Source organism: Rhizobium aethiopicum, from assembly GCF_900094625.1.
Taxonomy (GTDB): Bacteria; Pseudomonadota; Alphaproteobacteria; order Rhizobiales; family Rhizobiaceae; genus Rhizobium; species Rhizobium aethiopicum.
Genome location: NZ_FMAJ01000001.1, coordinates 656,577 through 680,430 on the forward strand (window position 1 = coordinate 656,577; position 23,854 = coordinate 680,430).

Annotated in this window: 24 protein-coding genes; 5 read left to right on the plus strand and 19 right to left on the minus strand. The window is 60.6% G+C overall.

What is annotated here, in order from left to right:
• Nucleotides 1-11: 11 nt before the first annotated feature.
• The 13 genes from bamA to GA0061105_RS03370 all read right to left on the minus strand — a co-directional run bounded on the left by bamA (nt 12) and on the right by GA0061105_RS03370 (nt 14,421).
• Entirely contained in the window at nt 12-2,351 is a 2,340-nt protein-coding gene (bamA, locus tag GA0061105_RS03310) for an outer membrane protein assembly factor BamA (protein WP_064691484.1), read from the minus strand.
• Between the two features lie 196 nt (nt 2,352-2,547).
• The gene (rseP, locus tag GA0061105_RS03315) at nt 2,548-3,681 is read right to left on the minus strand and encodes an RIP metalloprotease RseP (RefSeq protein WP_064691483.1); all 1,134 of its coding nucleotides are present in this window, start codon (nt 3,679-3,681) and stop codon (nt 2,548-2,550) included.
• 28 nt (nt 3,682-3,709) lie between these two features.
• Nucleotides 3,710-4,540, minus strand: a complete 831-nt coding sequence (locus GA0061105_RS03320) for a phosphatidate cytidylyltransferase (protein ID WP_092747970.1) — start codon at nt 4,538-4,540, stop codon at nt 3,710-3,712.
• Entirely contained in the window at nt 4,540-5,283 is a 744-nt protein-coding gene (locus GA0061105_RS03325) for an isoprenyl transferase (RefSeq protein WP_064691481.1), read from the minus strand. Before GA0061105_RS03325 ends, GA0061105_RS03320 begins: the two co-directional genes overlap by 1 nt.
• Nucleotides 5,284-5,320: 37 nt before the next feature.
• Nucleotides 5,321-5,881, minus strand: coding sequence for a ribosome recycling factor (gene frr, locus GA0061105_RS03330; RefSeq protein WP_004678618.1), 561 nt, complete (start codon nt 5,879-5,881; stop codon nt 5,321-5,323).
• A 111-nt stretch (nt 5,882-5,992) separates the two neighbouring features.
• Nucleotides 5,993-6,715, minus strand: coding sequence for a UMP kinase (pyrH, locus tag GA0061105_RS03335; protein ID WP_064691480.1), 723 nt, complete (start codon nt 6,713-6,715; stop codon nt 5,993-5,995).
• Between the two features lie 95 nt (nt 6,716-6,810).
• A complete protein-coding gene (gene tsf / locus GA0061105_RS03340) occupies nt 6,811-7,737 on the minus strand; it encodes a translation elongation factor Ts (RefSeq protein WP_092747972.1) in 927 nt (308 codons plus the stop codon).
• A gap of 240 nt (nt 7,738-7,977) precedes the next feature.
• The gene (rpsB, locus tag GA0061105_RS03345; RefSeq protein ID WP_003573382.1) at nt 7,978-8,745 is read right to left on the minus strand and encodes a 30S ribosomal protein S2; all 768 of its coding nucleotides are present in this window, start codon (nt 8,743-8,745) and stop codon (nt 7,978-7,980) included.
• Nucleotides 8,746-8,998: 253 nt separating this feature from the next.
• Nucleotides 8,999-10,105 carry a type 2 periplasmic-binding domain-containing protein gene (locus tag GA0061105_RS03350; protein ID WP_092747974.1) on the minus strand — a complete coding sequence of 369 codons (1,107 nt, stop codon included), beginning with the start codon at nt 10,103-10,105 and terminating at the stop codon, nt 8,999-9,001.
• The gene (locus GA0061105_RS03355; RefSeq protein WP_092747976.1) at nt 10,105-10,722 is read right to left on the minus strand and encodes a 5-bromo-4-chloroindolyl phosphate hydrolysis family protein; all 618 of its coding nucleotides are present in this window, start codon (nt 10,720-10,722) and stop codon (nt 10,105-10,107) included. Before GA0061105_RS03355 ends, GA0061105_RS03350 begins: the two co-directional genes overlap by 1 nt.
• A gap of 7 nt (nt 10,723-10,729) precedes the next feature.
• Nucleotides 10,730-12,304: a substrate-binding domain-containing protein gene (locus tag GA0061105_RS03360; protein ID WP_092748323.1), complete on the minus strand. Its 1,575-nt coding sequence runs from the start codon at nt 12,302-12,304 to the stop codon at nt 10,730-10,732.
• Between the two features lie 8 nt (nt 12,305-12,312).
• The gene (locus GA0061105_RS03365; RefSeq protein ID WP_092747978.1) at nt 12,313-13,389 is read right to left on the minus strand and encodes a toxic anion resistance protein; all 1,077 of its coding nucleotides are present in this window, start codon (nt 13,387-13,389) and stop codon (nt 12,313-12,315) included.
• 195 nt (nt 13,390-13,584) lie between these two features.
• A complete protein-coding gene (locus GA0061105_RS03370) occupies nt 13,585-14,421 on the minus strand; it encodes a cell envelope integrity EipB family protein (RefSeq protein ID WP_092747980.1) in 837 nt (278 codons plus the stop codon).
• Nucleotides 14,422-14,557: 136 nt separating this feature from the next.
• On the opposite strand from GA0061105_RS03370, the gene GA0061105_RS03375 reads away from it, so the two are divergent.
• From GA0061105_RS03375 to GA0061105_RS03390, 4 genes are all read left to right on the plus strand, one after another.
• Nucleotides 14,558-15,028 carry a RidA family protein gene (locus tag GA0061105_RS03375; protein WP_092747982.1) on the plus strand — a complete coding sequence of 157 codons (471 nt, stop codon included), beginning with the start codon at nt 14,558-14,560 and terminating at the stop codon, nt 15,026-15,028.
• Nucleotides 15,025-15,744, plus strand: coding sequence for a glycerophosphodiester phosphodiesterase (locus tag GA0061105_RS03380; RefSeq protein WP_092747984.1), 720 nt, complete (start codon nt 15,025-15,027; stop codon nt 15,742-15,744). The genes GA0061105_RS03375 and GA0061105_RS03380 overlap by 4 nt, the downstream gene beginning before the upstream one ends.
• Before the next feature lie 78 nt (nt 15,745-15,822).
• Nucleotides 15,823-17,013 (plus strand): GNAT family N-acetyltransferase, encoded by a 1,191-nt coding sequence (locus GA0061105_RS03385; protein ID WP_092747986.1) that lies wholly within the window; start codon nt 15,823-15,825, stop codon nt 17,011-17,013.
• A 54-nt stretch (nt 17,014-17,067) separates the two neighbouring features.
• On the plus strand, nt 17,068-17,493 hold the full coding sequence (locus tag GA0061105_RS03390; protein ID WP_092747988.1) for an HIT family protein: 426 nt from the start codon (nt 17,068-17,070) through the stop codon (nt 17,491-17,493).
• A 79-nt stretch (nt 17,494-17,572) separates the two neighbouring features.
• Here the strand turns inward: GA0061105_RS03390 and clpA are convergent, their stop codons facing one another.
• The 6 genes from clpA to GA0061105_RS03420 form a co-directional block, all read right to left on the minus strand.
• Nucleotides 17,573-20,062 (minus strand): ATP-dependent Clp protease ATP-binding subunit ClpA, encoded by a 2,490-nt coding sequence (clpA, locus tag GA0061105_RS03395; protein ID WP_092747989.1) that lies wholly within the window; start codon nt 20,060-20,062, stop codon nt 17,573-17,575.
• 10 nt (nt 20,063-20,072) lie between these two features.
• On the minus strand, nt 20,073-20,426 hold the full coding sequence (clpS, locus tag GA0061105_RS03400) for an ATP-dependent Clp protease adapter ClpS (RefSeq protein ID WP_008526939.1): 354 nt from the start codon (nt 20,424-20,426) through the stop codon (nt 20,073-20,075).
• 276 nt (nt 20,427-20,702) lie between these two features.
• Complete coding sequence (locus GA0061105_RS03405; RefSeq protein WP_064691472.1) at nt 20,703-21,074, minus strand: phasin family protein; 372 nt, start codon at nt 21,072-21,074, stop codon at nt 20,703-20,705.
• Nucleotides 21,075-21,345: 271 nt separating this feature from the next.
• A complete protein-coding gene (locus GA0061105_RS03410; protein ID WP_008526943.1) occupies nt 21,346-21,549 on the minus strand; it encodes a DUF3126 family protein in 204 nt (67 codons plus the stop codon).
• Nucleotides 21,550-21,683: 134 nt separating this feature from the next.
• A complete protein-coding gene (gene cysE / locus GA0061105_RS03415) occupies nt 21,684-22,517 on the minus strand; it encodes a serine O-acetyltransferase (RefSeq protein WP_064691471.1) in 834 nt (277 codons plus the stop codon).
• Between the two features lie 127 nt (nt 22,518-22,644).
• Complete coding sequence (locus GA0061105_RS03420; RefSeq protein WP_092747991.1) at nt 22,645-23,430, minus strand: alpha/beta fold hydrolase; 786 nt, start codon at nt 23,428-23,430, stop codon at nt 22,645-22,647.
• A 154-nt stretch (nt 23,431-23,584) separates the two neighbouring features.
• Here GA0061105_RS03420 and GA0061105_RS03425 point away from each other — a divergent pair, with 154 nt between their 5' ends.
• Nucleotides 23,585-23,830, plus strand: a complete 246-nt coding sequence (locus GA0061105_RS03425) for a zinc-finger domain-containing protein (protein ID WP_092748325.1) — start codon at nt 23,585-23,587, stop codon at nt 23,828-23,830.
• Nucleotides 23,831-23,854: the final 24 nt, after the last annotated feature.

Here is a 23,854-nt window from a genome sequence, read left to right on the forward strand (position 1 = left end):
GACTGCCGATATCAGAATTGGTTGTTGATGCCAAACTTGAAGTTCTGCGTCTTGTCGAAGTCTTCCTTGAGGACCGGGATCGCGTAATCCAGACGCAATGCACCGAAGGGAGACTGCCAGACGACGCCGACACCGACTGAAGCGCGCAGCGAGGCGTCTTCGCCCTCGATGCCGTCGCCCCTCAGGTCAACGTCGTTGCCGAACAAGGTGCCGGCGTCGGCGAAGACCGCGCCACGCAGGTTGAAGTCGCGCGGGAAGCCGGGCATCGGGAAGGTCGCTTCGGCCGACGCCGTGAAATAGGTCGTGCCGCCCAGCGGGTCGTCGTTGTTGCCGGAAACGCGCGGGCCGATACCCTTGTTCTCGAAACCGCGAATGTCGCCATTGGTCAGCGTGAACTGGTCGAAGACGTTCAGGTGTTCGCCGAAGCCGACGACATAACCAGCCGAGGCCGAAACCGAGCCGATGATATCTGCATCATCAGCAAGCAGGTGGTAGTAGCGGGCCTTGCCGTAGATCTTATAGTACTGCGAGTCACCGCCGAGGCCGGCAATTTCCTGCGTCGCCGTCGCGTAGATGCCTTCGCGTGGCAGAACGGTGTCGTCGAGCGTGTTGTAGGTCAGCGTCTGCGAGACGGACGAACGCGTCCACGGGCTGTCCTCAACGAGGTGCTGATACGGAGCGGACAGGTCGGAAAGATCGCTGTTATCCGCGTCATACTTCATCTGTTTGTAGTTATAACGGAACGTCGTCGCCAGATCCTCAGTGATGGGCGCGGTGACGCGCAGGACGACGCTGGTTTCCTCGTAATCGTAGTTGTCGTTGCTCGACGTCTCGCTGTGGTTGACGTCGAAGCCCGCCGCCAGGCGGTAGCCGAGGAAATAGGGCTCGGTGAAGCTCACGCCGTAAGCACGCGAACCTTCCTGACCGCCGCCGGCCGATATGCGGATGTACTGACCGCGGCCGAGGAAGTTCTTTTCTTCGATCGATGCTTCGAGCAGCAGACCGTCGCCGCCGGCGGCGTAACCGGCGCCGACACCGAACGAGCCGGTCGACTGGTCCTGCACGTCGACCACCACCACGACACGGTCAGGCGAACTGCCCGGCTGGGTGGAGATATTGACGGAAGAGAAGTAACCGAGCGCCTCGAGGCGACGCTTGGCCTTGGTGATCATCTGCTGATTGAAGGCATCCCCTTCGCTCATGTCGAATTCGCGGCGGATGACGTAGTCGCGCGTGCGGCTGTTGCCACGGATCTCGATGCGCTCGACATAGGCGCGCTCGCCCTGGTCGACCAGATATTCCACGCCGATCGTGTTGTTGTTGAGGTCGCGGTTACCGCGCGGCGTGACGCGCGCAAAGGGATAACCCGCAGAGGCCACCTGATCGGAAATCGCTTCGATCGACTTCTGCACTTCCTTGGCGCTGTAGACCTGGCCTTCCTTGGTGCGCACGAGCGGCAGCAACTGATCGGAGCCGACGCCCTCGACTGTCGACTGGACGGTCACGGGCCCGAAGTCGTAACGCTGGCCTTCCTCGATGTTGAAGGTGAGCGTGTATTTGTTGGTCGCTTCGTCGAAGCTGGCATCGGAAGAGACGATGCGCATATCGGCATAGCCGCGATTGTAATAGAACTGGCGCAGCGCCTCTTCGTCGGCGTGAAGCTTGTCTTCGTTGTAGACATCCTTGCGGGTCAGGAACGAAAGGAAGTTCGAACGCTTGGTATTGATGACGGCAGCCAGACGGCCGGCGCTGTAGGCATTGTTGCCGACAAAATTGATTGAATCGATCTTGGTGCGATCGCCCTCGTTGATGACGAAGGCGAGATTGACGCGGCCCTCGCCGAGCGGCACCACCTGCGTCGTGACTTCGACTTCGCTGCGGCCGGTGGCGGCATAGGCCTCTTTGATCGACTGGATATCGGCCTGGATCTGCGTGTCGCTGTAGGGACCGGCAGCATGGGTCTGGACGATGGCCGCGAGCTTGTCGTCCTTGATCTTGCGGTTGCCGTTGAAGACGACCTGATTGACGAGCTGGGCTTCCTGCACGTTGACGACGAGCGTGCTTCCGGAGACCGAGATCTTGACGTCGGAGAAGTAGCCCGTGCCGTAAAGCTGTTTGACGGAGTTATCGATATCGGTGTTCGAGAAACTCTTGCCGGGAGCGATGGTGAGGTTCGACCGGACGGCTTCCGCGCCGACGCGGCTTGCGCCACGCACATCGATGCGCTGAATGACCGCGGCCTCGGCGGCCGTAGCAGAAACGAACGTCAAAGCACCTGCGCCCGAAGCAACAACACCAGCAGACAGCGCAACCGCCGATACTGCGTTCAAAAACCTTGAACCAGCCTTCATTTCACCTATTACCTTTTTTCCCTCGTCCCCATCCCCGGGAGAACCCGATTCCGGTCACGTGTGTCGTTTTACCCGCTTTTGACATACAAGCAAGGGAGGTCGTTAATTTCTGTTTACTTCATTTCCAAGCGTGACCCATTCGCCACTACAGCCTTGAAACATCGTAAATAAATAGTAATTCCCTTGCCTTGCGCGTTTACCCTGAGCTCAGGCTGATGTCGTTCCAGGTCGTGAAAACCATCAATGTCAGTATCATTGCCAAACCAATGCGAAATGCAAATTCCTGAGCCTTGGAGCCCAGGGGTTTGCCCCGCACCGCCTCCACCGCATAGAACATCAGGTGGCCGCCATCAAGTACCGGAACCGGCATCAGGTTAAGCAATCCTATCGAAACTGAAAGTGTCGCAGCAAGTTGCAGCACCGCGCCTATCCCGAGGCTTGCCATCTGGCCGGAGGCCTGCGCCACGCGGATCGGTCCGCCCAGTTGATCGGCCCGCATCGATCCGTTGAAGATATTGCCGATATATTTGAAGGTGCCGGTGACGATACCTGCGCTCTCGATCACCCCCTCACGCAGCGCCTGGAGCGGCGTGTAGGTCCGAAGGCGGAAGTTGCCGGCTTCCTTGCTGGTGACGATGCCGATCTGGCCGAGTTCAATCTTGTTGCCGAACTGGTCGGTAATGTCGGTTCGTTGCGGAACCATCGGCACATCGAGCTTCTGGCCGCCGCGCTCAACCGTCACGACTATCCTTTGGCTCGGACGGATGGCGACGTAGCGGCGCACATCATCGAAGGTGTCGACCTTGTTGCCGTCGATTGCAACCAGAAGATCGCCGGGAAGGATGCCTGCGGCGGCGGCGGAACTCTCCGGCTTGACCTCGGCAACGACAGGGTCGGCAATCATGCGGCCGTAGACGGTGAAGAGTACGGCGAAGATGGCAATCGCCAGCAGGAAATTGGCGATCGGGCCGGCGGCGACGGTCGCGGCGCGTTTCCACAGCTTGGCGCCGGCAAATGAGCGCTCTTTATCCTCCTCTGACATGGCGGCAAGTTTATCGCTGTCCGGTTTGCTCGAAACATCCTCGTCGCCGAAGAAGCGGACGTAACCGCCAAGCGGGATCGCGGAGAGCTTCCAGCGCGTTCCGTGGCGGTCGGTAAAGCCGAATATCTCCGGACCGAAGCCGACAGAAAAGGCCAGGATGCGGATGCCGCACCAGCGCCCGATGAGGTAATGGCCCATCTCATGCACAAAGACGAGCAGCGAGAGCACCAGGATGAAGGTGACGATGTTCCCCATCACAAATGCGTATATGCCGGTCATCACGTCCATAAATTCCTTCCGTCAGGCTGCCGCGTCATCAGAGGCCGAACAATGCCGCCGCCAGCGACGTCATCCCGACCCCCTTTATCAGGGAAAATAGTCCAGCAAGCAAGAACGCCGCAAAACAGGCGAAAATCAGTCCGTCGACCCGGTCCATGACGCCGCCATGACCCGGAATGAGGCGGCTTGAATCCTTGACGCCGAATTTTCGCTTGATGAAGGATTCAAAAAGGTCGCCCGACTGGCTGCACGCCGACAGGACGAGCGCCACGCCTGCGGCAACGATTTCGGTACCCGGGAAGAGGAAATGGGCGAGAAGGACGCCGGCTGCGACCGAGGAAACGGCGCCGCCGATAGCACCCGACCATGTCTTTCCCGGCGAGATCGACGGGGCAAGCTTCGGTCCGCGGAGCGCCCTGCCGACGAAATAGGCGAGGATATCGGTCGCCCAGACGACGGCAAAGACGAAAAGCATCGCGTAAAGGCCAGGCTGGTCGTCGCTTCTGATCGCGGCGAGCGCCAGGCCAGTGGCGCCGGAATAAAACAAGCCCACCGGCAACCAGCGGCTCGTGCCATGCAGGATGATCAGGGCTATGCCGACGGCGGTGACGCCGGCCAGCATGCCGGCGGCGAATTCGAAATTGCCGACAACCACGAGAAAAGCGATCGCCGCCTCGCCGATCCAGCCGACAACATTGGCAACCCAGTCGCGCGCAACGCCTGTTATTTTCGTCCATTCATAATAGATCAGCAGGCCGATCGCGGCCGCCAGCATGCGGAAGGCAAGCCCGCCATACCAGGTTGCAACGAGAACGATGACCGCGAGAATCAATCCTGAAACGATGCGCAGTTTCAGTTCCCGCTGCATCAGGTGCCGACCGCGGCCGCCTGCGATGACAGGCCGCCGAAGCGCCGGTCGCGGGAGGCGAATTTTTCGAGCGCCGAGCGGAAGATCTCGGGGCTGAAATCAGGCCAATATTCCGGGACGAAGATGAACTCCGAATAGGCGGCCTGCCAGAGCAGGAAGTTGGACAGCCGCTCCTCGCCGCTGGTGCGGATGATGAGATCCGGATCGGGGATGCCGGCAGTGTCGAGACGGGCGTTGATCAGAGCGGGAGTGATGTCCTGCGCCCTCAGGCGGCCGGCTTCGACGTCCCTCGCCAGGCTAACCGCGGCGCGCGAGATTTCGTCGCGAGAGCCGTAGTTGAAGGCGATGACCAGCGTCAGCGCCGTGTTGTCTGTCGTCGTCTCCTCCGCCTCGAGCAGCAGGCCGAGAATGTCGCTGCGCAGGCTGTGGCGGTCGCCGATCACCTTGATGCGCACATTCTGACGATGAAGCTCGGCCAAGTCGCGGCGGATGAAAGCCTTGAGCAGACCGAGCAGATCGGAAACCTCGGCCTCGGGCCGGCGCCAGTTCTCCGAGGAGAAGGCGAACAGGGTGAGATATTTTATGCCGGCTGCGCCGGCCGCGCGTACTGTCTCACGCACAGCCTCGACGCCCTTGCGGTGGCCCATCGTACGCGGCAAGCCGCGCTGCTTGGCCCAACGGCCGTTGCCGTCCATGATGATGGCAACATGCTCTGGCACAGTCAAAAATACAGCTTCCGACATTTCCCGTCCGGTCTTTCCAGGCAAAGGCACAGATCCACTAGACCTGCATGATTTCCTTTTCCTTCTCGCCAAGCAAGCGGTCGATTTCGGAAATCGTCTCGTCCGTCATCTTCTGTACGCGTTCGGACTGCGCACGGCTCTCGTCCTGGCCGATTACACCGTCCTTTTCGGCTTTCTTGAGGCCGTCCATGCCGTCGCGGCGGACATGGCGAATCGCGACCTTGCTCTTCTCGGCATAGTCGTGGGCCACCTTGACCAGCGACTTGCGGCGCTCCTCGTTCAGCTCCGGCAGCGGAATGCGCAGGCTCTGGCCATCGACGATCGGGTTGAGCCCCAGATTGGATTCGCGGATGCCGCGCTCCACGGCGCTGACCATCGACTTGTCCCAGACGGAAACCGTCAGCATGCGCGGCTCGGGTACGGTGATATTTGCGACCTGGTTCAACGGCACGCGCGAACCATAGGCTTCGATCGTCACCGGATCGAGAATGTTGGCCGAAGCACGGCCGGTGCGCAACGATGCGATGTCGCTTTTGAATGCGGAAACCGCGCCGTCCATCCGGCGCTTCAGTTCCTTGATATCGATACCTTCACTCATGTCGATGCTCCCGTTTAGAGCTGATGCCGAAAAGTCATCGGTTTTCGGACGTCCTCATGCCCTAATTATTTACTGTAGCCAGGGCTGCGCCGAAACGCGGCGCAGCTTGTATCAGTTGTCGGAGACGATGGTCTTGAGCCCACCGCCCGTCAAGATTTCAGCGAAACCACCCTTCTCATGGATCGAGAAGACGATGATCGGGATGGAGTTTTCTCGGGCGAGCGCCACTGCGGCAACGTCCATCACCGCGAGCCCCCTGTCCAGCACTTCCTGGTGCGTCAGGCGGTCGAAGCGGGTCGCATCGGGATATTTCTTCGGGTCGGCGGTGTAGATGCCGTCCACCTGCGTGCCCTTGAAGATTGCTTGCGCGCCCATTTCGGCAGCGCGCAGCGCGGCAGCGGAATCGGTGGTGAAGAAGGGATTGCCGGTACCGCCGGCGAAGATCACCACGCGTCCCATCGACAGATGGTAGAGGGTGGCGCGCTGCGAGAAGCTCTCGCAGATTTCCGGCATGGAGATGGCCGAAAGCACCACCGTATCGATGTTCAGCTTGCGCAGCGAGGTCGCGAGCGCCAGCGCATTGATGATGGTGCCGAGCATGCCCATATGGTCGCCGGTCACCCGGTCGCCGCCCTTGGATGCGACTGCGACACCGCGGAAGATATTGCCGCCTCCGACGACGACGCCGACTTCCACGCCCATATGCCTTGCCTCGGCGATATCAGATGCAATGCGGTCCGCCACCGCGACATCGATCCCGAAACCCTGGCCACCCATGAGCGCTTCGCCGGAAGCCTTGAGCAGAACGCGTTTATAGACAGGCTCTAAAGACATCTTGGCTCCTCGTAAATTGCCGTGAATGCCCGATACACGAAGGGCACCGCGTTGTCACGCGATGCCCTGGTGTTTTCCCGATTATGGCTGGAAGATCAACCCTTGACGGCAGCCGCGACTTCGGCTGCGAAATCGGTCTCTTCCTTCTCGACGCCTTCGCCGAGCAGAAGACGGGCCATGCCGGCAACTTCGATCGGCGCGCCGACGGCCTTTTCAGCTTCCTTGATGGCGGCAGCGACCGTCAGATCCGGATTGATGACGAAGGCCTGCGAGAGAAGAGCGACTTCTTCGAAGAATTTGCGCATGCGGCCTTCGACCATCTTTTCGATGATGTTGTCCGGCTTGCCGGACGCGCGCGACTGCTCAATGAAGACGTTGCGCTCGCGTTCGGCGACGGCGGCATCGACTTCTTCCGGGCGGATCGCCAGCGGCGCGGTCGCAGCGATGTGCATGGCGACCTGGCGGCCGATTGCGTTCAGGGCTTCCTTGTCGCCGGTCGATTTCAGGGCGACGAGGACGCCGAGCTTGCCGAGGCCGTCGGAAACTGCATTGTGGATATAGGTGGCGACGACGCCGTCCTCGACGGAGAGAGCGACCGAACGGCGCAGATTCATGTTCTCGCCGATCGTTGCGATCGCATCCTTGATGGTGTCGGAAACGGACTTGCCGGATGCCGGGTAGGTCGCAGCAGCGACGGCCTCGACCGTGCCGTTGGTCGAGACGGCGACCTTGGCGATGCCGCGGACAAGATCCTGGAAGGCATCGTTACGCGCGACGAAGTCGGTTTCGGAGTTGACTTCGACGACGACGGCCTTGGTGCCTTCGCTCGAAACACCGATGAGGCCTTCGGCGGCGGTGCGGCCGGACTTCTTATCGGCCTTGGCGATGCCCTTGGCGCGCAGCCAGTCGATCGCCGCTTCCATGTCGCCGCCGGTTTCAGCAAGAGCCTTCTTGCAGTCCATCATGCCTGCGCCGGTCTTTTCGCGCAGTTCCTTCACCATTGCTGCCGTAATCTCGCTCATTACTCTTCCTCTTGTCGGTTCAAACGGTGGACCGCAAAGCACGGCGCGCCACCGGATTGAGGCACGAAATGTACCTGTATGTATGACAGCGTGATGAAGACGCGCCATAACGAAATTTAACTGGCGAAGCGCCTGGGGCCTCCGCCTTGAAACAGGTAAGGCCGCCGAACTTCGATGAGTCGCGAGCGGCCTTCCCAGTCTATGCAAGCTTCGGCGGAGTTTTCGCCCCGCCCGCTTTCATCAGCCTTCGGCTGCTTCCTCGAGAGCCGGCTCGACCGGAACTTCGGAGGATGCGCCGAGATCACGGCCGGAAGAGCTCTGCTGACGCGCGATGCCGTCGATGGCGGCGCGGGAGATCAGCTCGCAGTAAAGAGCGATGGCGCGCGATGCATCGTCGTTGCCCGGGATCGGATAGTCGATCAGGTCAGGATCGCAGTTCGAATCGATGATGGCGACGACCGGGATGCCGAGGCGCTTGGCTTCGTCGATCGCGATCTTTTCCTTGTTGGTATCGATGATGAACATCAGGTCCGGCGTACCGCCCATGTCGCGGATACCGCCGAGAGCCTTGTCGAGCTTTTCGCGCTCGCGCTCGAGGTTCAGGCGTTCCTTCTTGGTGAAGCCCTGGGCTTCGCCGTTGAGGATCTCATCAAGCTTGCGCAGGCGCTGGATCGAGTTGGAGATCGTCTTCCAGTTCGTCATCATGCCGCCGAGCCAGCGCGAGTTGACGTAGTACTGGGCCGAGCGCTTGGCGCTGTCGGCGATGATCTCGGACGCCTGGCGCTTGGTGCCGACGAAGAGAACACGGCCGCCGCGGGCAACGGTGTCGCTGACGACCTGAAGGGCGCGCGACAGCATCGGAACGGTCTGAGCCAGATCGATGATGTGAATGTTGTTGCGGTCGCCGAAGATATACGGCTTCATCTTCGGGTTCCAGCGATGGGTCTGGTGGCCGAAGTGGACGCCTGCTTCAAGAAGCTGACGCATAGAAAAATCAGGCAATGCCATGCCTTGTTACTCCTTTTCCGGTTGAACCTCCGCAAGACGAACAGCACCCTCTTCGAGGATGCCACCGGCGGAACAGCCCGGATTTCTCCCGGACGATCCCATGCCTTACGTGTGGAATGCCGGTGCCCATACATTCGATTTGGCGCAAAAGCAAGGCCTTTGCCGGAAAAACCGACCTATTCGCCGGCCCGGGGCGCGGCTAGCGGAAGCGAGAGGCGGCCGGCCGGCTACTCCACCCTTTAAACGCCGCCGTTCAGCTAGCCAGCGTCGGCAGCAGCCCCAGCATGACGCCGGCGTCGGGTGTCGGCAGGATTGCGTCGATCTCGGCTGGCAGCAGGCTGCCGATTGCGCTGTCGGCGCTTCCAGTCGCGGTTCCCAGCGGACCGCGGAAGCCGTGTCGCGTCCAGGCGAGTTCCTGCAGCCGCGCGCTGATCAGCGCCTCGACCAGCCGATTAGCGTTTTCATCGACGACGATCAGCGGATGCGAGGAATAGACGGTGGGGCGCGGATAGAGCATCACCGGCTTGGCGCCCGTGCTCGTCTTGATACGCGCCCAACGTGTGGGATCGGCGAGTATCCATTCGACCAGCTGATTCTCGTAACCGACGATCATCGGTTCGCCGCCGAGGCCGCCTGCCAGATACTGGTCGAAAAGCTTGCCTGACGACGGTGACTTGAAGCCCATATTGCGGAAGATGGCCTGCACCTTGCCGCCTGACGTGGCAAGATCGCCGGATGTCGCGACATTGCCGCTGAAAAGGCTGAGCACAAGGCCGGAGAACATGAAGCCGGAATTGGAACGGTTGGGATCGGTTGATACGATCCGGGCGCGGCCATAGAGCGAGTTGACGCCGAGCTTCGACCAGTCGGCGCCGGCGAGGATCGCGTCGAGCAGCGCCTTCAGATCGAGCTGGTGGTGGCCATCCTTCGTGACCGTCACCAATCCTGCCTGCATCAGCCCGTCGACCACGGGCTGCCAGGAATAGACGACGATCGGCGTGTTCAGCACGACGCGGTCGTTGCGGATACCGATCCCGTTCTGTCTGGCGATATCAACCATGATCGAGGAGGACGGCCAGAGGAATTGCGGATGCTGCGACAGCAGCGCCTGTTCGCGCACCATCTCGACGGAGCCGGCGACGCGGCCATCTACCGTCAAGCCGTATCCGCCGAGCGCCCTGTTGACGTCGGGGTCGGCGAGGAAGGCCTCCTTCTCGCCGCCGACGAAGCCGAACAATGTCGTGCGGGTGCCGAGCAGACCCTGCAATTCCGGCCGGTCCCGAACGGCGAAATAACCGCCGGTGCCGGCGACGCCGGCTCCGAGCAATCCCACTCCAAAGGCGCGACGAGAAAGGGCCATCAGCGTCCAATATCCTCTTTGAGCGATGCCTGAATGAGGCGAAGATCGGTATCGAGCGTACCAAGTTCCTCGTCGACCAGGCTGTCGGCGTAATGAATGAAGGCCTCTTCGAGCTTCACCAGAACGCCGCGCACCTCCCCCAATTGCTTCGGGTCGGGAACGCGCTTGGCTTCGATCACGGCAAAACCTTCCGCCACTTCGGCAGCACGCGGCAGATAATAGGAGAGGAACCGGCGAACGGCATTGGCGCTTTCGGGCTTGGCCTCGACCGTGCGAAAGACATCGGCAGCGATTTCGGCAAGGTGCCGGACAGCAGCTGCGGCCGGCTTGTCAGCGATCGCGTCGGCGGCAGTCTCCAGCCTTTGCGCAAAGGGAACGGCCGTCTCCAGCAGATCGCGCGCAAAGGCCACACGCCCGCTGCCGATGCGCTTGAGATCGAGACCTTCGAACAGCCGGCGCGGCGCGAGCAGAATGACAAGCCCGGCGAAGACCAGAAGGGCGATGATGGCGGCGATCCAGAACGGCATGCCGGCGGCAAAGCTCAACAGCGGCACGGTGAGCGCCGCCGCCAGTCCCGCCACGATCCAGTTGCCATCATTGCCGAGCCAGTTGCGCATGCTCGTCCTAGTTATAGCCGCGCGCGGTGCGGAAGGCGGTGGCAAGATCGGAGCCGCCATCGAACACGCGCGCCGAGGTCTGCTTGGCAAGAGTGTCGAGCTGAGTCTTGTCGGCGTCGCCGAATGTGATGCCGAAGATCGGGACACGCGGCTCGATCGCATTCCACGCCCTCATGAAGGCCCGGCTTTGATCATCGGACTTGCCGTCGGTCATGATGACGACGGCTGGCAGATAGGCCGAGAGCCTGTCGGTTCCGGCGATTTGCTGCAAAGCCCGTTCGGCGCAGGCATACATGTTGGTGCCGCCACTCGCCTTCTGCCTGGAAATCTCGTTCAGCAGTCCTTCCTGCTCAAGCGGGTTTCCACTAGCCATAAACATCTTGCGCACGCTGCCGTCGAAGGGAATGACTATGATCTGGTCGACGGGAGACCATTGCACCAGAACCTTGCTCGCCTCGTCAGGTGTCAGGAGGAAACGCATCGCCTTCTGCAGCTGGTCCTCGCCTTCTCCCTGCATCGAGCCGGAAAAATCGAGGCAGAGCGCGGTCAGGGACGGTTTGCGCAGCGCCGCCTGATAAAGGGTGAGCGCCTGGCGGATGACGCCGGACTCCGGCATGCGGATCGCCGTCACCAGCCGGGTTGGGTCGAAATTCCAGCCCGGTTCCGGCTTTGCGGCAACACCGGTCAGCGGAATGCGCCGGCCGGTATCAGCGATACGTTGCTGCACGGGCGCCGAACGGAGATAGGCGAGCAGATCGTTGAAGAAAGTCTGGATTTCAGGCCCGCGGCCATGATCGACGAAGCCGATCGGCGAGTCCGCCATGGCCACACCATCGGCCGGATAGATCGCATAAAGCGGCTCCTGCGACAGCGTGGCGAGCTTGTCGTTGGTTTCCTTCAGCACCGCCTCGTAGTTCCACATCGCGTCGTAGAGTGTGCCCTTGCCGGCGGAATCGACGTAGAGATCGGCAAGCCAGCCGGAGGAGCCGGAAGAGCGCACGACGCCTGAAAGCAGCGCCCGGACGCTCTCCTGGACGTTTTTGTTATCGAGATCGCCAGGCTCGATCACCGGCTTGTTGCCGAGCGCGCTCGACAGCATGGCGAGATAGGCGCTGGCGCCGGAATTGGATTGCGTCGCCGAGGTCATCAGGAATTTCAGCGATCCGTTCTGAACGGCAGCCAGGATGTCTTTCATAAAAACATCTTTGCCGATCCATCCAAGCTGCTCAGCCTTCGATTTGCGCACGCCGAGAACCACCGGCGTCTGGGCGACCGAGGTGAGGCTCTTGACGCGGCGCCTGGTGTCGAACATGTCGACCCAGACGCTCGAGGCCGGCCAGACCGCATCCTGTATGACGCCCGGGTCGCTCTGCAGCGCCAGGCCGATGTCGAGCGTGCCTTCATATTTGAAGGTACAGGTGGCGTTCTTCTGCTTGCAGAACTCCTCGACGATCGGCTGCAGGACGGTGTTTTCCGAGCCTGATACGATCGAGAATTCCGGGCCTTGGCCGAAGGGATTGCAGCCGGCAAGGGCCAGAGCGGCAATAAGTGCCAGACCTGAGAGCAGCGCTCGCGTCGTCATCCTGTCGATCACGCCTTAGTCATCGCCTTCTTGAGCTCGATCGTCATCTGCTCCATCTGCTGCTCGGCGAGCGCCCGCTTCCGGCGCCCCTCGTCCTGAACCTGGAGCACGCCTGAGATCGTATCGATGAGATCCTTATTCGCCTTGGCTAGCGTGTCGATATCGACGATGCCGCGCTGCGACTGCTGCTCGATCGCTATCGCCTGGTCCTTCATCATCTCGGATGCCTGGCGGATCATGTCGTTGGTGGCGTCGGTCACCGCCTTTTGCAGGTCGAGCGCCGATTTCTGCCGCGTCAGGCCGAGCAGGATCACCATCTTCTGCTTCCACGCCGGCACTGTCAGCGCCGAGGTCGCCTGCAGGTTTTCGATCAAGGTCTCGTCGCCTGCCTGGACGATGCGGATCTGGGGCAATTGCTGGATGCCGAGCTGACGAGCCTGCTGCAAGTAGAAGACCCGCTTTTCCAGGCGATCGAGTGCCTGCAGGCTGTCCTGGTATGTCTGTGTTTCCAGCATGCCGCCGCCGGGTCCGCTCGCAGCCGCCTCTGCCTGCGCCTTCAGCTTCGGCAGTTCGGTGCTGCGGAAACGCTCGGCAAAATCCTTGCCGGCGTGTACATAGGCCTCGAGCCGCATGATCGACTGCCTGGTTTCCTCATGCAGGTCGTCGAGCAGCGCGATGTCGCGCCTCAGCGTATCCTTGTGACGGTCGAGTTCCAGGCCAATCCGATCGATCTGGCCGGCGACGTCCTCGAACTCCTCCTTGAAGCGTTCGAGCCGCGCCTTTGCCGAGAGGAACATCCGGCTGAGAAAGCCCTTGTCTTTCAGTGATGCCGGGTCGAGGCTCTTCGACTTCAGGATGATGTCGGTCAGCAGCCGGCCGACCTCGCCGAGATCCTTGTTGCGGACCTCGCGCAGGATCCTGTCGGCATAGTCGCTGACAGCCTGCTGGGCGCGGTCGCCATAGACCGAAATGCCGGCTCTGTCAGCAATATCGATGCTATCGGAAATGCGGGCAACTTCCGCCGGATCGGCGGCGACAACCGGCACGGCGGCATTCTGAACAGTCGCGAGATCGGTATCGGCCATGGTAAGGCTTTCAGGCTTGCGGCGCGTAATCGTCCGGGGGCCTATTTCGCAATTACAGGCCCCGTCGCAATGGACTGGCCGCTGGATCGCACCGATCAGATGAACAGGACGACAGAAGGCGACTCAATCATCGCTGGTCGCCCACACAATAATGAACTTTATGATACAGTTTTATGACAGCCGACAAGCCGCCGCTTACTTGCAGACTTCGCCCTTGCGGTCGAGCAGCTCGAGCTTGGCGAGCTTGCCGGTCAGGACGAAATCGCCGTAATCCATCGTCAGGTCGCGGGTGATGCCGTTCTCGTAGAGTTTGAACGACATGCGATAGACCGGCAGCGAATCCGATTTCGCATTCTCGTTGAAATAGGCGATGGTCACCGGCCAGAAGGCTGTCTTCGAGAAGGCGCCGGCATTGCCGGCATCGGCCGCCTCGGCAGCGGGCGTCTCCTGCTTGCCGACGATCGTAGTCGTCACCAGCGACTTGTCGCCGTCGTCGGACCCATCGAAAACGCGCGCTTCGAAGAAACGCTTGCCGTCCTTGGCGTTCTGGATCACGTCGAGCATGTGCTCCGTCGGAAAGCGGCTTTCGGCCAGCTGCAGCTCGCGGCTCGCCGGCTGCTTGAGATCGACCTTGACGCCATTAGGCTGATCCTCGGCCGCGCCATGAACCTCCTTATCGAGCTGTTCGTCGGTGAAGGATTTCGTGTCAAAGGTAAACTTGCGGTCCTTCAGGTTCTCGAAGGTCTTCGTCTGCTGATCGCTGACGCGCACGCTGTCGCCGGTGTCGATCTGTGTCACGAAGCGGAAATTTGTGGTGAAGCCCTGGCAATAGCTGCCGTCGAATTCATAGACCATGCGGCCGTACATGGAGGCGATGCCGGAGCGGTCCGACGCGTCCTTCAATTCCAGATCGTAGACCGCGCGATGTGCGACGAGGCCGGTCGCGATCGCCGCGCTTGCCGCAGGCGCGCCCGCCCATGCATTGGCGGAAACGCTGGCAAGAAGCAGAGCGGCAAGACCTGATCGGAACATTCATTAACTCCTGTTGGACTCAGCCGCGATGTTATAAGAACGCTTTCGGCCAAATCGAGGCTCGAAACTGTCATATTAAAGATTCCAGTCTTGATGCATAATTTTTGAAGAATTGACAACAAAAGCGGAGACGAAAATGTCCGACGAAATTGCAGCCCGCCTGACTGAGATGGGGATAACCCTGCCCGAAGCCGCGGCACCGGCCGCAAATTACGTTCCCTATGTCATCAGCGGCAATCTTCTCTACATCTCCGGCCAACTGCCGCTCGACGGCGGCAAGGTCGCCGTCGCGGGCCATCTCGGCAAGACCGTCGACGTCGCGAGCGGCCAGCGCGGCGCCGAACTCTGCGCCATCAACATCCTCGCCCAGGCGAAGGCGGCGCTTGGGGGCGATCTCGGCCGTATCCGGCGAGTGATCAAGCTGAACGGCTTCGTCGCCTCGGCGCCCGATTTCATCGAGCAGCATCTCGTCATCAACGGCGCTTCTAACCTGATTGCCGGCGTGCTCGGCGAAGCCGGCAAACATGCCCGCGCCGCCGTCGGCATGGCAGCCCTGCCGCTGAACGCCGCAGTCGAAATCGATGCTATCATGGAAATCGCCGAATGACTAACGGCGACTGGATTAAGGACGTTCCGGTCGCTCACCGCGGCTATCACGATCTGAATATGCTTGTCTGGGAAAATACGCTTTCAGCCTTCTCGCGCGCTGTCGAAGCCGGCTTTGCGATCGAATGCGACCTGCACTACGCCTCCGACGGCGTGCCGATCGTCTTCCACGACGAGAACCTGCAGCGTCTGTGCAATCTCAACGGCGACATCCGCGAGCGCACCTCCCGGGAACTCGGGCTGATCGCCGTCGGCGGCACGAGCGACAAGGTACCGACGCTCCGCCAGCTCCTCGATCTCGTCCAGGGCAAGGTGCCGCTGGTGCTGGAGCTGAAGGGTCGCGAGGCCGATGACGAAGGGTTTGCCGAATCCGTGCTTGAGGTGCTCGAAGGCTATGAAGGCAAGGTTGCGCTGATGAGCTTCGACGATTGGTTGCTGCGCGATCTGAAAGCGCTTGGCTCGCCCTACCCGCTCGGGCTGACCGCCAACGGCAACACACCGGAGGAGCTCAAGACGCATGCGGAGGCAATGGAGATCGGTCTTGATTTCATCTCCTATTATTATGGCGACCTGCCGAATGCCTTCATCACCGGTCAGCGCGAAAAGGGCATTCCGGTTATAACCTGGACGGTGCGGGACGAAGAGGCGCGCCGGCGCACATTCGAAAACGCCGACCAGATGACTTTTGAAGGCTTCGATCCGCGTGCGGCGGTTTGACGCTCGCTTTTTGGCCAAGATCATGCGCAGACTGGGGCAGAGCCGAGACCATCCTCCCACAGGCTTCGCATTTGCCCCATGACTGACGAACTGTCCATTCGCGTCGAGCGCTCCTTCACCGCGATCTCCCCGGCGAGCTGGTCCAGGCTTGCCGGGGCGTCGAACGCCTGCAGCACGCTCGCCTATAATCCCTTCGTCTCGCACGCTTTTCTGTCAGCGCTGGAGGAATCCGGTTCGGCCACTGCCGAAACCGGCTGGCTCGGCCATCACCTGCTGCTCGAAACCGATCGCGGCGAACTGATCGGCGCCCTGCCCGGCTACCTCAAGAGCCACAGCCAGGGCGAATATGTTTTCGACCATGGCTGGGCCGACGCCTTCGAGCGGGCCGGCGGGCGGTATTATCCCAAGCTGCAGTGCTCGATCCCGTTCACGCCGGCGACGGGGCCGCGTCTCCTCGTCGCCCAAGGGCTGCAGCGGCTGCCGATCCAGAGCGCGATCGCCGAAAGCCTGAAGGAGGTCGTGCGCCGGCTCGGCATCTCCTCGGCCCACATCACCTTCGTACCGGACGAGGAGATCGGCGTCTTCGAGATGGACGGCTATCTGCACCGCACCGACCAACAGTTCCATTTCATCAATGACGGCTATGCCAATCACGACGAATTTCTGGAAACGCTCGCTTCGCGCAAACGCAAGGCATTGCGCAAGGAGCGCCGTGCCGCGCTCGAGAACGGAATCAGCATCGACTGGCTGACCGGGCGCGATCTGACGGAGCGGATCTGGGACCAGTTCTTCAAGTTCTACATGGATACCGGCGGCCGCAAATGGGGCAGGCCCTATCTTACCCGCAAGTTCTACTCGTTGATCGGCGAGCGCATGGCCGACGACATCCTGCTCGTCATGGCCAAGCGCGACGGGCGCTATATCGCCGGCGCGATCAATTTCATCGGCGGTGATACGCTCTACGGCCGTCATTGGGGCTGCATCGAGGACCACCCCTTCCTGCATTTCGAGGTCTGCTATCACCAGGCAATCGACTTCGCCCTTTCCAAAGGGTTAAAACGCGTCGAAGCCGGTGCGCAGGGAGAACACAAGCTTGCCCGCGGCTACCTGCCGGTGACGACGCATTCCGCCCATTATGTCGCCCATGCCGGGCTTCGCCGGGCGATCGGCGACTATCTCGACCGCGAGCGTGCCGATGTAGAACAGATGGGTGAGCTGCTGGCCGAGCACAGTCCTTTCCGCAAAGGCGAACGTCAGCAGGAGGATTGACGCCGCCCCGGCGAGCGCGCTACCCGATCAATCGAAAAGCGAGGAGATTTCGCGATGACCAGCGCCTATGACGACAACAACATCTTCGCCAAAATCCTGCGCGGTGAAATTCCCTCGCACCGTATCTACGAGGACCAGCATACGGTCGCCTTCATGGATGTGATGCCGCAGGCGCCAGGCCATGTGCTCGTTGTTCCGAAGGCGGCTTCGCGCAATATCCTCGATGCCGATCCGACCACCCTCACCCATGCCATCACCGTCGTCCAGAAGGTCGCCAATGCGGTCAAGGATGTCTTCGACGCCGATGGCGTGTTCATCGCGCAGTTCAACGAACCGGCAGCCGGACAAACGGTGTTCCATCTGCATTTCCACGTCATCCCCCGCCATGAGGGTGCAGCGCTCAAACCGCATTCCGGCAAGATGGAGGACGGCGCCGTGCTTGCCGCCCACGCTGAAAAGATCAGGGCAGCTTTGGCGTAAGATCGATCACAGCCGTAACAGGGGTGCGCAACAAAAAGGCCGCGGGTGACGCGGCCTTTCCCTATTCGGTGAAGAGATCTCACTTCTTGCGCGGAACCTTCGGAACCGCGCTTCCCTTCTTCGGAGCCTCGCGGACCTCGGGCTCGGCCTGCGGGACCGTCTTGGCCCGGGCCTTGCGGGCCGTCTTGGTTTTCAGCTCGCCGTCATCCTCGTCGTCGGCTTCGGGATGGACGACCTCGGCTTCCAGCTTCGGCTTAATCGGCGCCGTGTCCGGAATGGCCTCCAGCAGAATGCCAGGCTTGCCGTCTTCCTTGGGGCCGACGGTGACGTTGACGACGCCACCCTTCTTCAACTTGCCGAAGAGGATTTCGTTGGCGAGCGGCTTCTTGATGGTATCCTGGATCACGCGGGCAAGCGGGCGGGCGCCCATCTTCTCGTCGTAACCCTTTTCGGCAAGCCAGGCGATCGCGTCCTCGTGCAGGTCGAAGGTGACGTTCCTTTCGGAAAGCTGAGCCTCCAGCTGCATGATGAACTTCTGCACGACCTTGTGGATGACCGCCGTCGGCAGCGCCGCGAAGGGAATGATCGCGTCGAGACGGTTGCGGAACTCCGGTGTGAAGAGACGGGTCAGCGCCTCTTCGTCCTCGCCGGTGCGCTTGGACGAGCCAAAGCCGATCGCAGCCTTGGCCATTTCCGAAGCGCCCGCATTCGTCGTCATGATCAGGATGACGTTGCGGAAGTCGATCTTCTTGCCGTTATGGTCAGTCAGCGTGCCGTGGTCCATGACCTGCAGCAGGATATTGTAGATATCCGGATGCGCCTTCTCGATTTCGTCGAGCAGGACCACGCAATGCGGATGCTGGTCGACGCCATCGGTCAGGAGACCACCCTGGTCGAAGCCCACATAGCCGGGAGGCGCGCCGAGCAGACGCGAGACTGTGTGACGCTCCATATATTCCGACATGTCGAAGCGCAGGAGTTCGACGCCGAGTGACGCTGCCAGCTGCTTTGCCACCTCGGTCTTGCCGACGCCGGTCGGACCGGAGAAGACATAGGCGCCGATCGGCTTGTTCGGCTCGCGAAGGCCGGCACGCGCCAGCTTGATCGAGGTCGAAAGAGCTTCGATCGCGATATCCTGGCCGTAGACCACCGAACGCAGTTCCTGCTCGAGATTGGCGAGCACCGCCTCGTCGTCCTTCGAGACGGTCTTCGGCGGAATGCGCGCCATCGTGGCGATCGTCGCCTCGATCTCCTTCTCGGTGATCAGCTTGCGGCGCTTCGACGGCGGCAGCAGCATCTGGGCCGCACCCGTTTCGTCGATCACGTCGATTGCCTTGTCGGGCAGCTTGCGGTCGGAGATGTAGCGGGCCGACAATTCGACGGCCGACTTGATGGCGTCGTTCGAATAACGCAGGTGGTGATATTCCTCGAAATAGGGCTTCAGGCCCTTCATGATCTCGATCGCATCATTGATCGACGGCTCGCTGACGTCGATCTTCTGGAAACGGCGGACCAGCGCCCGGTCCTTCTCGAAGAACTGGCGGTATTCCTTGTAGGTGGTCGAACCAATGCAGCGGATGGCACCCGATGATAGCGCCGGCTTAAGCAGGTTCGATGCATCCATCGCGCCGCCCGACGTGGCGCCGGCGCCAATCACCGTATGGATTTCGTCGATGAACAGCACGGCGCCCGGATATTCTTCCAACTCCTTGACGACCTGCTTCAGGCGCTCCTCGAAATCGCCACGATAGCGCGTGCCGGCGAGCAGCGTACCCATGTCGAGCGAGAAAATCGTCGCATCGGCGAGCGCCTCGGGAACCTTGCCTTCGACAATCCGCTTGGCCAGACCTTCGGCGATCGCCGTCTTGCCGACGCCGGGATCACCGACATAGAGCGGATTGTTCTTTGAACGGCGGCACAGGATCTGGATGGTGCGGCTCACCTCGGCATGACGGCCGATCAGCGGATCAATCTTGCCGCCCTTGGCTTTCTCGTTGAGATTGACGCAATAGGCCTTGAGCGCGTCCTGCTGCTTCTTGGGGCCACCTTCTTCCTCGCCGCCGCGCGCTGTCGGCTTACTCTCGGCCTCTTCCTCGGCGCCACGCGGGGTGCGGGTCTCGGAGGCGCCCGGCCGTTTGCCGATGCCATGCGAGATGTAGTTGACGGCATCATAGCGCGTCATCTCCTGCTCCTGCAGGAAATAGGCGGCATGACTTTCGCGCTCGGCGAAGATAGCGACGAGCACGTTGGCGCCGGTAACCTCTTCGCGGCCGGACGATTGCACGTGGATGACGGCGCGCTGGATGACGCGCTGGAAGCCGGAGGTCGGCTTGGAATCCTCGTCATAACCCGTGATCAGATTGGAAAGTTCGTTATCGACATATTCGACGAGCGTCTTGCGCAGCGCGTCGAGATCGACATTGCAGGCACCCATGACCGCGGCCGCATCGGCATCGTCGATCAGGGCGAGCAGCAGATGCTCGAGCGTCGCATATTCATGATGCCGCTCGTTGGCAAAGGTCAGTGCCTGATGGAGCGCCTTCTCTAAACTAGGCGAAAATGTTGGCACGTTCAGATCCTCACTTCTTTTCCATGACGCATTGCAGCGGATGCTGGTGTTGCCGGGCGAAGTCCATCACCTGGCTGACCTTCGTTTCCGCTACCTCGTATGTGAATATTCCGCACTCGCCGACGCCGTGGTTGTGGACATGGAGCATGATGCGGGTGGCACTTTCACGATCCTTCTGAAAAAAACGCTCCAGAATATGAATGACAAATTCCATGGGCGTATAATCGTCATTCAAAAGCAGCACGCGATAGAGGTTGGGCTTCTTGGTCTTCGGCTTGGTGCGCGTGATGACCGAGGTTCCGCGATTTCCGTTGTCCCCGTTCCTTTCGCTGTCGTTCTGCATCCGGATCGGCTTTGCGATCATTTTCATTCATTCCTCGATCAATCCGGCGGAGCATGGGAGGGCGCTTTTCCCGCCGAATATCTGAAACACTAACTTAGTTCATAATAGGTCGATTTTAAGCCCCCTGTCGGACACTGCAATCAAGAAATGCCGGCATGCACGGGAAAGACCAAAAAAGTCTCCCGGCCGATCCGTGCGGGCGCTGCCGTGAAAGTGAAAACAAAAAAGGCCGGCTACAGATGCGTAGCCGGCCTTCACTTTTCAATATGCAGCGCAGGTTGCGCCTTTAGGATCAATTTATGCAGCGGCAGGCGCCGACGGCTGCGGCGACTTGGTGGTTCTGGCGACGGCAGCGGCAATCGGAGCTTCGTAGGGCCTGTAGGCCGACTTGGCGAGGTCGGCATACATTTCGCCGAGCTTGGTCGTCTCTGAGACGAAGCGCTCATAGCTGGATTTGACGTAGTTGGTCTGCAGCTCGAAGGCGGCCTCGAAGCTCTTGGCGCCGGCGAGCGTTTCGAAATGCGTCACCGCATCCTGAAAGGATTTCTTAGAATATTCAGCAGCTTCGGCGGCGATCGCCTGAAAGCCCCTGGCGGTGTCGGAATAGTTTCTCAGCGCCGTGTCCACGGCTTCCTTGCTCTTCCTGTTGGCATCGTCAAAGTTGAACATGAGCCATCCTCCGTTGGGCTGTTGACGCCCGCAAGGTAGCCGCAACGCACAAAGAGTCAAGTAGTCTTGTGCGGCGCAAAACAGCCTTTGGTTGCATGACAATAATAAAACAAAGCCAGCGCGCCGGGTAACGTACGTCTTTAACTGTTTTTGCTAATATATCGCACGACAGCACAACCTTGAGCTTTAAAAAAAATTTTATTCGACAGCATAAAAACAAAAAAACCGGGCAGATTGCTCCGCCCGGCCCACTGCAAGCTGGCAGGCTCGATCAAAGATCGACGTCGAGGATCGCCATCGAAAAGTTGTAGGAGCGGTCGCCGTCCTCGTCATCGACATAGACGACGCCCAGAAATTCTTCGCCGAGATAGACTTCAGCAGAATCGTTCTTGCGCGGACGCGCCTTGACGACGATCTGCGGGTTGAGCGTACGTTTGAAGTAAGCGTCGAGCTTCTTGATTTCTTCTGGCTTCACTCTGTCATCTCCGTAAGCGGTCTTGATTGGCCGCTTCTTGCACACGAAAAGCAGCGGTGTAAAGGCAAGGTTGCCACTTGGCGTGACCCCGCCCGGTTCGTACCGAGCTTTCCTATCCTTGTTCCAACGGGCGCTCAGATATCGGCACCGATGACCTGATCCATGTTGCGCGACGGCTCTGAACAGCCGGCCTCGCCGACGACTTTGGCCGGAACGCCTGCGACCGTCTTCTTGGGCGGCACCGCCTTCAGCACGACGGAGCCTGCGGCAACCCGCGAGCAATAGCCGATCTCGATATTGCCGAGGATCTTGGCGCCGGCGCCGATCATGACACCGCTGCCGATCTTCGGGTGACGGTCGGCGCCCTCTTTGCCGGTGCCGCCGAGCGTCACACCATGTAGGATCGAAACGTTGTCGCCGATGACGGCCGTCTCGCCGACGACCAAGCCGGTCGCATGATCGAGGAAGATGCCCTTGCCGATACGCGCCGCGGGATTGATGTCGGTCTGGAAGACGCTGGAGGAGCGGCTCTGCAGATAGAGCGCAAAATCACGCCGGCCGCGGTTCAGCAGCCAGTGGGCGAGACGATGCGTCTGCAGCGCATGGAAACCCTTGAAATAGAGCACCGCCTCCATGAAGCGCAAACATGCCGGATCGCGGTCATAAATGGCCTGGATGTCGACGCGCAGGATGGAACTCCACTCCGGCCAGTCGAGGAGCATTTCCTCGAAGGTCTGACGCAGCAGGTTCGCCTGCATATCGGGGTGATCGAGCCGCTCGCAGATGCGATGGATGACGCATTCCTCAAGCGAACGATAATTGATCACGGTCGAGTAGAGGAAGGCCGCTAGAACCGGGTCTTTTTCGGCCGCGATCCGTGCTTCTTCACGAAGGCTGTCCCAGATGGGATCCATCACCTTCACGGGATGGCCTGCCTCGAAAGCACGAATGTCTGTCTTTGCGACCATCGCCGCTCTCCTCGTTGCCAACAGAAATGCCGTTTTCGGAACGCCAGTATATAGAGGAAAACGGCAATAACATAAATGGGTGCCGTCACCACGGTTTTTTAGCATGGCTTTCGGCATCACGATGATGTCACCCCTCGGCGACCCTTGCGTAGAAGGCCAGCACCGCCTGCTTGAAAACCTTGTCGCCGACGGCGAGCATATGATCGCGGCCGGGGATATCCAGCGCTTCGGACTCGGGCATCAGCGCAGCGAGTTCCTGCGGCGAGCCGGCGATATCATCCTTGGTGCCGACGCCGATCAGGGTCGGCATGTCGAGCTTGCCCATATCCGAGCGAGCGACGAGGTCGCGCGAGCCGCGGATGCAAGCGGCAAGCGCAGTGCGGTCGCTCTTCGTCTGCTCGGCGAAGGCACGGAACATGCGGCCGCGGTCATGCGTCACGGCCTCCAGCGACGGAGTAAGCAGCGCATCGGCGATCGGATCCCAGTCGCCGACGCCATCTGTCATGCCGATGCCAAGACCGCCGAGCACCAGCGAGCGGACGCGATGCGGATTGGCGAGTGCCGCAAAGACGGAAATGCGCGCCCCCATCGAATAGCCCATGAGATTGGCCTCGGGGATGCCGAGATGGTCGAGCAAGGCCATCGCATCACCTGCCATGACCCAGGGGCGATAGGCTTCGGCATCGTGCGGTTTGTCGCTTGCGCCATGGCCGCGATTGTCGATGGCAATCACCCGGTAGCCGGCATCGCCCAGCGTCTTCAGCCAGCCCGGATGCACCCAGTTGACGTTTGCCGTCGAGGCAAAGCCATGGATCAACAAGACAGGCACACCGGAAGGATCGCCCTCGTCGAAAAAAGCGATCTTCAATCCATCATGGGTGAAGCTTGAAAAAACTGGAGTATTCAGGTTCATGGGCCTTCCTTTTGGCGCGACCATAGTCGAGCCGCCCCTCGGCGTGAAGCCAAAACTGTGGGCAAAAACTGTGCCCAACGCGACGCTTTGGCTCTACACATTTGCGGCGAAGGCTTATAAGGTTCGCGCACTTTCAAAGCATTCGGAGAGCGACATGGCCGGCCACAATATTCCCCACTTCCAGAACGACGGCGGTCATCGCGTCATCGAAGTCGGCGTCAAGGAATTCATGTGCACCGGCGCTTCGGTTCCTTTCGACCATCCGCATATCTTCATCGACATGGGCGACGACAACGAGAAGGTCTGCTCCTACTGCTCGACGCTTTACCGCTATAATTCTTCTCTCAAGCCGAGCCAGACCAATCCGGCCGGCTGTGTTTTCCACGTGAAGGCGGCTTAAAGTCCAGAACCCGGATCGGACTGA

Excerpts from the sequence above, each read along its gene's own strand:
- GA0061105_RS03320 (WP_092747970.1), bottom strand. The coding sequence starts at position 4,540 with ATGCAGCGGGAACTGAAACTGCGCATCGTTTCAGGATTGATTCTCGCG.
- rpsB (WP_003573382.1), bottom strand. The coding sequence starts at position 8,745 with ATGGCATTGCCTGATTTTTCTATGCGTCAGCTTCTTGAAGCAGGCGTC.
- GA0061105_RS03425 (WP_092748325.1), top strand. The coding sequence starts at position 23,585 with ATGGCCGGCCACAATATTCCCCACTTCCAGAACGACGGCGGTCATCGC.
- GA0061105_RS03365 (WP_092747978.1), bottom strand. The coding sequence starts at position 13,389 with ATGGCCGATACCGATCTCGCGACTGTTCAGAATGCCGCCGTGCCGGTT.
- pyrH (WP_064691480.1), bottom strand. The coding sequence starts at position 6,715 with ATGTCTTTAGAGCCTGTCTATAAACGCGTTCTGCTCAAGGCTTCCGGC.
- clpS (WP_008526939.1), bottom strand. The coding sequence starts at position 20,426 with ATGATCGCAAAGCCGATCCGGATGCAGAACGACAGCGAAAGGAACGGG.
- frr (WP_004678618.1), bottom strand. The coding sequence starts at position 5,881 with ATGAGTGAAGGTATCGATATCAAGGAACTGAAGCGCCGGATGGACGGC.
- GA0061105_RS03375 (WP_092747982.1), top strand. The coding sequence starts at position 14,558 with ATGTCCGACGAAATTGCAGCCCGCCTGACTGAGATGGGGATAACCCTG.
- cysE (WP_064691471.1), bottom strand. The coding sequence starts at position 22,517 with ATGGTCGCAAAGACAGACATTCGTGCTTTCGAGGCAGGCCATCCCGTG.
- GA0061105_RS03370 (WP_092747980.1), bottom strand. The coding sequence starts at position 14,421 with ATGTTCCGATCAGGTCTTGCCGCTCTGCTTCTTGCCAGCGTTTCCGCC.
- GA0061105_RS03325 (WP_064691481.1), bottom strand. The coding sequence starts at position 5,283 with ATGTCGGAAGCTGTATTTTTGACTGTGCCAGAGCATGTTGCCATCATC.
- rseP (WP_064691483.1), bottom strand. The coding sequence starts at position 3,681 with ATGGACGTGATGACCGGCATATACGCATTTGTGATGGGGAACATCGTC.
- GA0061105_RS03380 (WP_092747984.1), top strand. The coding sequence starts at position 15,025 with ATGACTAACGGCGACTGGATTAAGGACGTTCCGGTCGCTCACCGCGGC.
- GA0061105_RS03350 (WP_092747974.1), bottom strand. The coding sequence starts at position 10,105 with ATGGCCCTTTCTCGTCGCGCCTTTGGAGTGGGATTGCTCGGAGCCGGC.
- GA0061105_RS03385 (WP_092747986.1), top strand. The coding sequence starts at position 15,823 with ATGACTGACGAACTGTCCATTCGCGTCGAGCGCTCCTTCACCGCGATC.
- GA0061105_RS03420 (WP_092747991.1), bottom strand. The coding sequence starts at position 23,430 with ATGAACCTGAATACTCCAGTTTTTTCAAGCTTCACCCATGATGGATTG.
- GA0061105_RS03405 (WP_064691472.1), bottom strand. The coding sequence starts at position 21,074 with ATGTTCAACTTTGACGATGCCAACAGGAAGAGCAAGGAAGCCGTGGAC.
- GA0061105_RS03390 (WP_092747988.1), top strand. The coding sequence starts at position 17,068 with ATGACCAGCGCCTATGACGACAACAACATCTTCGCCAAAATCCTGCGC.
- GA0061105_RS03355 (WP_092747976.1), bottom strand. The coding sequence starts at position 10,722 with ATGCGCAACTGGCTCGGCAATGATGGCAACTGGATCGTGGCGGGACTG.
- tsf (WP_092747972.1), bottom strand. The coding sequence starts at position 7,737 with ATGAGCGAGATTACGGCAGCAATGGTGAAGGAACTGCGCGAAAAGACC.
- bamA (WP_064691484.1), bottom strand. The coding sequence starts at position 2,351 with ATGAAGGCTGGTTCAAGGTTTTTGAACGCAGTATCGGCGGTTGCGCTG.
- GA0061105_RS03360 (WP_092748323.1), bottom strand. The coding sequence starts at position 12,304 with ATGACGACGCGAGCGCTGCTCTCAGGTCTGGCACTTATTGCCGCTCTG.